The organism is Streptomyces sp. NPDC050743 (assembly GCF_044456925.1).
In the GTDB taxonomy this organism is placed as follows: domain Bacteria; phylum Actinomycetota; class Actinomycetes; order Streptomycetales; family Streptomycetaceae; genus Streptomyces.
Map to the genome: position 1 here is coordinate 1 of NZ_JBITGJ010000189.1, position 8,695 is coordinate 8,695.

Sequence of the window (8,695 nt, forward strand, 5' to 3'; positions counted from 1 at the left end):
GGAGGAGAAGCGACGTTCACGGCCGACCCACGTGAACGGGATCTTGCCGTCCAGAGCCCACTGGCGAAGCGTCATCGGGTGTATTCCGAGACGCTGCGCGGCCGTCGATATACGCGGCAACTCCATGCACGCAACCATACATGCGCAACACCAGGGATGATTAAGGAAGTTGGTGAGCCTCGCCGCCGGCACCGACTCGCGCGGCGGGTCGCTGCACCGGACGAGCGTGTCGCTCGCCGAGCGGCTGGGCGGTGCGTTCGTGGAGTTCCCGGGCGGACACCTGGGCACGGTGGATCACCCGGTGGCGTTCGCGGACCGGCTCGCCGACACGCTGCGCTCCAGTGCGCGGACCTCGGCGTAGCTGGGGGTGGTTCCGCCCGGGGCGCGTCCGGCGGCGATGCCGACCGCCGCGTCCAGGGCCGCGCCGAGCGCCCGCCGGTAGAGCAGGGAACCGAGGCTGATCCGGCGGACACCGAGGTCGGCGAGGTGGGACACGGTGGGGCCGGTGGGCGAGTAGAGGATGTTGAGCGGGGCGTCGACGCGCCGGACGAGGGCGGCGATCCGCCCGGGCTCGGTCAGCCCCGGCACGAAGACCCCGTCGGCACCGGCCTGTTGGTAGGCGTCCAAGCGGCGCAGGGTGTCCGTCTCGTCGCCCTCGCCCAGCCAGTGGGTGTCCGTACGGGCGTTGACGAACAGGCCGGGTACGGCCGCCTTCACCGCGGCGATCTTCGCGGCGTGCCGGTCCATGGGCCCCAGCCCGTCCTCCAGGTTGATGCCGGCCACTCCGACCGTCCACAACTCGCGTGCCCGCGTCGCCACTTCGTCCGGATCGTCGGCGAAGCCGTCCTCTGCGTCGACCGACAGCAGGTAGGGCTCCGAGCCGAGGGTGAGGGCGAGACGCAAGGTGTGCTCTCGGGTCGCGCCCTGACCGTCGGGCAGTCCCACGGCCGCCGCCACCGCGAGACTCGTCGTACCGATCGCGGGAAAGCCGTGCGCCGCCAGTGTGGCGGCCGAGGCATGGTCCCAGGCGTTGGGCAGGAGGAGCGGCTCGCCGGGGCGGTGGTGAAGTCCGGCGAAGGAGGTCACGGTGGGCTCAGCGGTCATACGACCATGCTGGACGCGTGGCGTTTCGGCGCCCGCCGAACCGTTCGGGTCGGCCCGGCTACTCCCCGCGCTCGGCCGCGCTGCGCTCCACGCAGAACTCGTTGCCCTCGGGATCGGCGAGGACCGCCCAGCCGGTGCCGTCGTCGTTGCGCCGGTCGTCGACCAGGGTGGCGCCGAGAGCGAGCAGCCGCTCGACCTCCTCGTCACGGCTGCGGTCCTGGGGCTGGAGGTCGACGTGGACCCGGTTCTTGACGGTCTTGGCATCGGGCACGGTGACGAAGAGCAGGCCCGCGCCCTCGATCAGGGCCATCGGGTCACCCGGGTGGTCGTCCTCGTGCAGGGGCTGTTCCAGCACCTTCGACCAGAAGCTGCCCAGGGCGTAGGCGTCGGCACAATCGACGGTCACATGACGGATCTTGGAAGACATGTGCTGGATTCTTGTCAATGGCGGTGAAGAACGGCAACCGGATAGCCCCACCCGTCGGCCGGCCACAAGGACACCCACGAACGAAACCGCACCGCCACCACCACCGCCCGGAACGCCTCGCTCCGGGTCGCCCCGCACGGCAGACGCCGCTCTCATCGTCGTGCGACGACGTCCACCTCCGTCGCCGCCAGCCGTACCCGGGCCGTGCCTCCCCCGCTCCACCGGACCTCCAGTTCCCCTTCCCCGTCCGCCCGCACGGACACCAGCTCTCCCATCGGCTGCGGATGCGCGTCCCCGGTGAGCCGGGCCAGTGCGACGAACAGGGTGTCCCCCTCCCCGACGGTCCCGGTGAGCGCGCCGGACAGGCCCACAGCGGGCAGGAGTTCGGTCCGTACGCCGTCCCGCACCGCTTCCCACCCGGTGATCCGCACGGGTGTCCCGGGCGCGGCTCCCGACACCAGATGGGCCCGCACCTCCACCGCTCCCTCGGCGAGCACCACGCTCGTCACACCGATCCCGTCGCGCACGGTGTGCCGGGAGGCGATCCACCCCTCACCCGTGCCGAGCGGCTCGATCCCGGTGCGGCTCGGATCGCCGCCGACGATCACGCTGTTGTCGTACGACGCCCGGTCGGGCGTGGTCGCGGTCGAGTAGGCGAGCCGGGTGTAGTACGGGTCGTAGCGGACGTCCTCGCTGCCGTGGTTGTGCAGCCGGACCAGCCCGTCCGAACGGGTTGACTGCAGCAGCCAGTTGGGGGCGTGGACGGGCCGTGTCTCGTCGGCGCAGTCGACCGGGCCCGGTTCCTCGGCTGTCGTCCACACCTCGTGCTCCGCGGGCAGCAACAGGCCGAGAAACCCTTTGCTGGCCCAGTACAGGGAGGCCGGGCCCGAGTAGTCCTGCACGAGCGACTCGTCCGGGCCGAGCCAGCCCAGCGGGAGCAGTCCGCGCTCGTCGACCGCGCCGCCGTCGAGGAAGTACCGGAGCGCGCCGGAGGCCAGGCGCCGCGTCTCGCCGGGGGTCAGGGGGGTCTGTCCGGTCAGTGCGCCGAGCCAGAGCGGGGCGGTCGTCGCGAAGCGGTAGGTGAGGGAGCGGCCCTGGTGCAGGGGGGCGCCGTCGCCGCCGAACAGGCGGGCGTAGTCGGCGAGATGGCGTGACAACCGTCGGCCGTACACGGAAAGCAGTTCACTGTCGTCCGCCAGCCATGCGTGGAGGACCGTGTACAGGTGCATGGCCCAGCCGTTGTAGTAGTCGAACTTCCGGCCGTCGCCGTCGGTGTACCAGCCGTCTTCGAGGTACCAGCCCTCGATCCGCTCCAGACCGCGGTCGATCGCCTTGCGTGCCGCCTCCGGCCGGTGCCCGATCTCCGCCAGGAAGCCGCCGACGGTGACGGGGAACAACTCCCAGTTGCACGGCCAGGGTTCGGCGGTGAGCGCGTCCCCCAGCCAGTCGGCGGTGCGCTGCCGTACGGCGTCGTCGATCCGGTCCCACAGCAGTGGCCGGGTCAGCCGCAGGGCGAGCGCGACGGACGCGGCCTCGACGAGCGGCTGGCTGCGGTCCTCGATGCGCGGCCAGACCGCGCCGGGACCGGCCGCGAGGCCGTCGGCGTAGCGGCCGAGCGCGGTCTCGTCACGGCGGAAGGCTGCCAGCAGCAGCGTACGGGCGTATCCCTCCAGGCCGTCGGAGAGGTGGCCGGACTGGCTCACGTGGTCGCCGGGGAGGTGGTAGAGGGCCCGGTCGGGGGTGGCGTGGGGCTCGACGGCGGCCAGCAGGGCGTCGGCGGCGGCCTCCCAGTGGGCGCGGGTGTAGCCGGTGTACGGGCTCGACAGGCGGTCATCGGCGGCCAGTTCGATCACGGCGGTGATTTTCCTTCCTGGCGGGGCCTGGGGCGCCCCGGTTCCGGTCGGGGCACCCCAGGGGCTCATCCCACCCGCACGGCGCCCTCGGGCACCAGATCCAGGGCGAGAAGCGCGTCGCGGACCAGGCCGGCGCCCTTTCCCCATCTGTCGGGATCGGCGGTCATCGGCCGCTCGGTGCCTCCGGGAAGCCCAGTCGCGGGGCCAGTGTGCGTGCCTCGCGGGCCCAATCCGCGAGGAAGGACAGCGCCAGACCGCGTTCGCGGTAGCGGAGTCCGGCGGAAACGGTGCGCCCGCCGCCGTAGTCCAGCTGCCGCTCCCCGGCACGGGCCAGCATCAGCCCGGTGAGCCAGTCGTACTTCACCGCCGAGGCGCACACCGCCAGCCGCACCTGCGCCTCGTCACCGCGCCACCCGGCCTCCCGCAGCCCGTGCAGATAGGCGTCGTAGGCCGCCGCCGCGTACCCGGGCAGCCGGGCGGCCGGCAGGAACAGGTCGAAGACCGAGTCGGGAACATAGTTTCCGAGGTCCTCGCCGAGGGCGCCGTCACCCGCGAAGGACCAGTCGAGCAGGACCGCGTCCGGTCCCGCACCGACGACGTTCGCCGGCCACAGATCGAGGTGGCAGAAAGCGCGCGGAAGCGCTTCCAGCACGCCGAGGAACCACTCCCGGTCCTGCCGCAGCCGGACCATCTCCTCGCGCAGCCCGCGCGGGAAGTGGTCGCGGACCAGCGGCTGCCGCCAGGCCGCGTCCTCGTCGAGCAGTTCCGCGCCGAGGGTCTTGGCGCCGATGTAGTCGCGAAGGAAACACCGGGACAGCCACGGCCGGTCCGTGACGCGCGCCGCGCCCTGGGCGGCGCCGAGGCGACGGGCGAACTCCGCATGCCGGTCGAGCGGCCAGCCGGTGGCCGGCTCGCCCGGCGCGTCCTCCAGCCACAACGCCACGTCCCCGTCGGGCCGTTCGACCGCGGCCAGCAGCCGTGGCCCGCGCAGCCCGGCCGGTTGCCACACCCTGGCGAGCCCGGACTCGTACACCTCGGCCTCGCGGCGCCAGTAGTTCCAGTGCCGCGGATCCTCCGACGCAGCCCAGCCCGCTTCCGTCGCCTTCGACCGCGTCAGCACCTTCAGGACGGCCGAGCGCTCGCCCACCCGGACTCGCCAGACGCCGGCCGTGGCACCGTTGCGGGGGTTGTGGACGAGCGGCGTCCGCTCCGGGACTCCGGTGAACTCGCCGAAGACCGCGCGCAGTTCGTCCTGGAGCGAGTCGGGGATTTCCTGGCCGTCCGGGGACCGGGAGGCTTTCGGGGGGTCCTGGACTTTCGGGGGCTCCGGGGTTTCCGGCGTTTCCGCGCGGGTTTCCGCGGGTTCCGGCACATCGGGGAGCGGTGTGGTCATTCCCCTCAGGCTAGACGGACGTCCCGGTGGCGAGATACCGCTTTCCGCGGGAGGCGGCACAGCACCGCGGGAGGCTCACCACCTGGACACCGCGGTCCGTCGGCGTCGGGCTTCGACTAGCGTCGTGACATGACCAGCGACACCTCACCCAGCCTCGCCGACGCCCTCGCCGCCGGGACGGTCGTGCTCGACGGCGGCATGTCCAACCAGCTGGAGTCGGCCGGGTACGACCTGAGCGACGAGCTGTGGTCGGCCCGGCTGCTCGCCGAGCGGCCGGAAGCGGTGACGCAGGCGCATCTCGCCTACTTCCGGGCGGGCGCGGACGTGGCCATCACCGCCAGTTACCAGGCCACCTTCGAGGGCTTCGCGCGGCGCGGGATCGGCCATGACGACGCCGCCCGGCTGCTCACGCTGAGCGTGGACCTCGCGCGCGAGGCAGCCCGGCAGGCGGCGGACGAGGGCGTCGACCGGCCGTTGTGGGTGGCGGCGTCCGTCGGGCCGTACGGCGCGATGCTCGCGGACGGGTCCGAGTACCGGGGCCGGTACGGGCTGAGCGCGGACGAGCTGGAGCGCTTTCACCGGCCGCGCATCGAGGTGCTGGCCGCCGCCGCGCCGGACGTCCTCGCGCTGGAGACGGTGCCGGACGCCGACGAGGGCGCCGCGCTGCTCAGGGCGGTGCGCGGGCTGGGGGTGCCGGCGTGGCTGTCGTATACCGTCGACGGTCGGCGCACGCGGGCCGGGCAGCCGCTGGAGGAGGCCTTCGCCCCCGCCTCCGAGGTGGACGAGGTGATCGCGGTCGGCGTGAACTGCTGTGCGCCCCAGGACGTGGAGCCGGCGGTGGAGATCGCGGCGCGGGTCACCGGCAAGCCGGTCGTGGTCTATCCGAACAGCGGCGAGGCCTGGGACGCCGAGGCACGTGCCTGGACGGGGCGGACGAGGTTCGGCGCCGGGCAGGTGAAGACGTGGCGGGACGCGGGTGCGCGGCTCATCGGGGGGTGCTGCCGGGTGGGGCCGGAGGCGATCGCGTCGATCAGGCAGGCGCTGGGCACGGTCTGAGCGGCACTCTCGTCCTCCCCGAGGCCCCGCAGGACAGCCGGGCCGCCTCCGGGCACGCGGGCATGCGCCGGAGCGGTGCACCGGCACTGGCCCACGCCCGCTCCCGGACGCTAGCCTCCCGCCTGGGAACCGGTTTCTGCCGATGTTGCCGCAGTTCCCGACGGCGCGGAGGGGCGGGGGATGACCAGGAAGAGCGAGGCCGCCGGGCGGAGCACGATCCGGGATGTCGCGGCGCGGGCCGGGGTGTCCGCGCCGACTGTGTCCCCGGTGCTGGGCGGGGTGTAATCACCGGCGCCGCGCCCCCACCGACCGCCGCAGGCGCCGTACCGCCGCCGCCAGCTCCGCTCCCGGTGCCCGGATGTCGGAGGCGGGGCCGGGGCCGGGTTCCGGGAGGGCGGGCGCGGTCGCCCAGAGCGCGATTTCCGCGTCCCGGGGACCGTATGCGGTATACGGTTCGCCGTCGCCGAAGATCCGCACCGGGTGGGACGCGTCCCAGGCCTGCCAGCCGGGATCCCCTGTCGCGGCGAAGCGCACCCAGGCGGCGTGCATCGCGTCGGCCAGCTCCTGCGGGGCGCCCTCACCCGCCAGTTTCTTCGACTCGGGCAGGTCACCGGAGTCGAAGACGAACCCGAGTTCCAGGGCGTGGCAGGCGCCGAGGCCGGGGATGCGGGACGGCCAGGCGAACTCGTAGAGGTGGGCGGTGCCGGGGCGGACGTCGGCGAGGCGGTGCAGCGGGAGGCGCAGCAGATGGTCGGTGACCATCTGGCCGACGATCTCGGCGGCGCCGGCGTCGGGGCGCAGGGCGCGGTAGCCGCGGGGCACCTCGTGCCCGGCGCGGCAGCGGGCCATGGCTCCGGCGAGGGCGACGGGGCCGAGCCGGTCGACGTGCTCCACCAGCCCGCCGGGCACGAGCCAGAGCCGGTACTCGTCCCGGGTCCAGCCCATCAGCAGCTCGACGCCCTGGGCGGCGTCGCCGTCGACCAGGGCCTGAAGGGGGTCGCGGGGCACGAGGTCGCCGTCCACGACGATGCCGAACGCGGGTCCGCCCAGGACCGGGCTGCTGAGCCGGCCGACCTCGGCCTGGGTGTGCAGCAGCAGGTCGCGGTCGACGGCGGCGAAGGCCTCGGCGGTGGCGGGGATCTTCAGCCGGGTGGCCATGCGGCGCACCATCCGCCGTACCTTGTCCCGTTCGGACGCCTCAGGGGCGCCGCTCTGCAGCACCGCGCGCCGGATCAGGCCCCGGCTCGCGGGTGCGGCGAGCAGGGCGCCGGCGCTGATGGCGCCGGCCGACTGGCCGCACAGGGTGACCTGGTCCGGGTCGCCGCCGAAGGCGCCGATCGCGTCGTGCACCCAGCGCAGGGCGGCGAGCTGGTCGCGCAGGCCGGGGTTGGGCGGTGCGTCGGGGAACAGTCCGTAGCCCTCGACGCCCAGCCGGTAGTTGACGGAGACGCAGACGACGCCGTCCCGGGCGAAGGTGGCGCCGTTGTAGACGGGCACGGCGGAGGATCCCCTGGTCAGGGCGCCGCCGTGGAGCCAGACGAGGACCGGGAGGCGGGCGCCGGGGTCCGGTTGCGGGGTCCATACGTTGAGGTTGAGGCAGTCGTCGCCGGCGATCTCCGGGTCGGACAGGTACTGGCCGAACGCTTCGGAGTACGGCGGTTTCGGCGCGGTGGGACCGAAGGCGCCGGCGTCGCGCACCCCGTTCCAGGGCTCGGGCGGCTCGGGCGGGCGGAACCGCCGGGGGCCGAAGGGCGGGGCGGCGTACGGGATGCCGCGGAAGGCCGCGACGCCCTGCTCGTACCGGCCGCGTACGGCCCCGTACGGCGTTCTGACCACGGGGTTCGCCTGGTCTGCCGTCATCGCTCACCAGCCCTTCGCCGCGCGCTCGTGCACCGTGCACCATCAGAGCACCACAAGAGCGCCCGGTATTCCGGCTGCACGGGCGCCCGGAAGGGCCGTTCGGGCTACCCCGGAACGGCGGGTGTCGGGGCGGTCACTTTCGGGACCACGGTTACTTGGCGTACATCAGGGTGCCGAAGCCGAGCTGGTCGTAGCCGCCGCTGGTGGAGCCGTAGTCACCGCCGCCGCCCTCGGGGGCCACGAGGTCGTAGTACATGGCGGAGATGTACGTGTCGTCGAGGTACAGACGGCGGTTGTAGTGGAAGTGGAGCATCGCCCACACCGGGCGGATCTGCCCGCGCGAGCCGGAGCCGATCGCCGTCTGCGACTGCTGGGCGCAGTTCTGGCCGCTACCCCAGGTGTAGGTCGTGTAGGGGACGTCCTGGCCGGTGTTGTACTTCGCGACGTACTGGGCGGCCTTCATGAAGCGGCGGTCGTCGTACGAGTACAGGTCGTCGCCCTGGTTCCAGGCCATCTCGCACAGGGCGCCCATCTGGCCCATGCCCATGATGGTGTGCCCCTGGTCGCGGCCCGACTCCTGCCACTGGCCGAGGGCGTAGCCGTCGGCGTCGGTGTACAGGTACGGCACCGCGTGCGCGATGGAACCGTTTCCGGCGCCGGACTTGCAGTAGGTGACGGCCTGGTCGTACTTGGCGGCGTCGTCGGTGAGGATCCCGATGGCCATGATCGAGGCCATGGTGCACAGGTCCCAGTTCGCCCAGTAGTTGGTGACGCAGGCGTCGTTGTGGTTGGTCAGGAAGCTGTTGTTGAGCGGGTAGAAAACGCTCACCATCATGTCCTGGAAGGCGGCGAGGTCGAACCCGTCGTAGTCCCGCATGAGTTCGGCCGCGTTGGCGAACTCCCAGCCTTGAAGTTCTCCCCTCCCTTCGCAAGCTCGGGAAGGGGATTCCCGTCTACCTTTCGGCGACAGGCTTGACGGTTTTACCCGCCCTGCGACCGCGC

At 72.9% G+C, this 8,695-nt stretch carries 8 protein-coding genes and 2 pseudogenes; 3 read left to right on the forward strand and 7 right to left on the reverse strand.

The window, feature by feature from the left end:
• Positions 1–138, reverse strand: a 138-nt coding sequence (locus ACIBJF_RS50325; protein WP_399184610.1) for an excisionase family DNA-binding protein, incomplete at its 3' end; no start/stop codon positions are given.
• A 34-nt stretch (positions 139–172) separates the two neighbouring features.
• Between ACIBJF_RS50325 and ACIBJF_RS50330 the strand changes: the two genes are divergently transcribed.
• Positions 173–361: a hypothetical protein gene (locus tag ACIBJF_RS50330; RefSeq protein ID WP_399184605.1), complete on the forward strand. Its 189-nt coding sequence runs from the start codon at positions 173–175 to the stop codon at positions 359–361.
• On the opposite strand, the gene ACIBJF_RS50335 is transcribed toward ACIBJF_RS50330, so the two are convergent.
• From ACIBJF_RS50335 to ACIBJF_RS50350, 4 genes are all read right to left on the reverse strand, one after another.
• Entirely contained in the window at positions 295–1,104 is an 810-nt protein-coding gene (locus ACIBJF_RS50335; RefSeq protein ID WP_399184606.1) for an isocitrate lyase/phosphoenolpyruvate mutase family protein, read from the reverse strand. The genes ACIBJF_RS50330 and ACIBJF_RS50335 overlap by 67 nt on opposite strands.
• Before the next feature lie 58 nt (positions 1,105–1,162).
• Positions 1,163–1,531, reverse strand: a complete 369-nt coding sequence (locus ACIBJF_RS50340; RefSeq protein WP_351806496.1) for a VOC family protein — start codon at positions 1,529–1,531, stop codon at positions 1,163–1,165.
• A gap of 152 nt (positions 1,532–1,683) precedes the next feature.
• Positions 1,684–3,381 carry a DUF2264 domain-containing protein gene (locus tag ACIBJF_RS50345; RefSeq protein ID WP_399184611.1) on the reverse strand — a complete coding sequence of 566 codons (1,698 nt, stop codon included), beginning with the start codon at positions 3,379–3,381 and terminating at the stop codon, positions 1,684–1,686.
• A 166-nt stretch (positions 3,382–3,547) separates the two neighbouring features.
• On the reverse strand, positions 3,548–4,777 hold the full coding sequence (locus ACIBJF_RS50350; RefSeq protein WP_399184607.1) for an aminoglycoside phosphotransferase: 1,230 nt from the start codon (positions 4,775–4,777) through the stop codon (positions 3,548–3,550).
• A gap of 129 nt (positions 4,778–4,906) precedes the next feature.
• Between ACIBJF_RS50350 and mmuM the strand changes: the two genes are divergently transcribed.
• Together mmuM and ACIBJF_RS50360 are read left to right on the forward strand one after the other, a co-directional pair.
• Positions 4,907–5,833 (forward strand): homocysteine S-methyltransferase, encoded by a 927-nt coding sequence (gene mmuM, locus ACIBJF_RS50355; protein WP_399184608.1) that lies wholly within the window; start codon positions 4,907–4,909, stop codon positions 5,831–5,833.
• A gap of 180 nt (positions 5,834–6,013) precedes the next feature.
• Positions 6,014–6,112 (forward strand): annotated as a pseudogene (locus ACIBJF_RS50360) (LacI family DNA-binding transcriptional regulator); the annotation flags it as partial.
• A 6-nt stretch (positions 6,113–6,118) separates the two neighbouring features.
• Here ACIBJF_RS50360 and ACIBJF_RS50365 read toward each other — a convergent pair.
• Together ACIBJF_RS50365 and ACIBJF_RS50370 are read right to left on the reverse strand one after the other, a co-directional pair.
• A complete protein-coding gene (locus ACIBJF_RS50365; protein ID WP_399184609.1) occupies positions 6,119–7,693 on the reverse strand; it encodes a carboxylesterase/lipase family protein in 1,575 nt (524 codons plus the stop codon).
• 151 nt (positions 7,694–7,844) lie between these two features.
• A pseudogene (locus tag ACIBJF_RS50370) lies at positions 7,845–8,606 on the reverse strand (alginate lyase family protein); the annotation flags it as partial.
• Positions 8,607–8,695 lie beyond the last annotated feature (89 nt).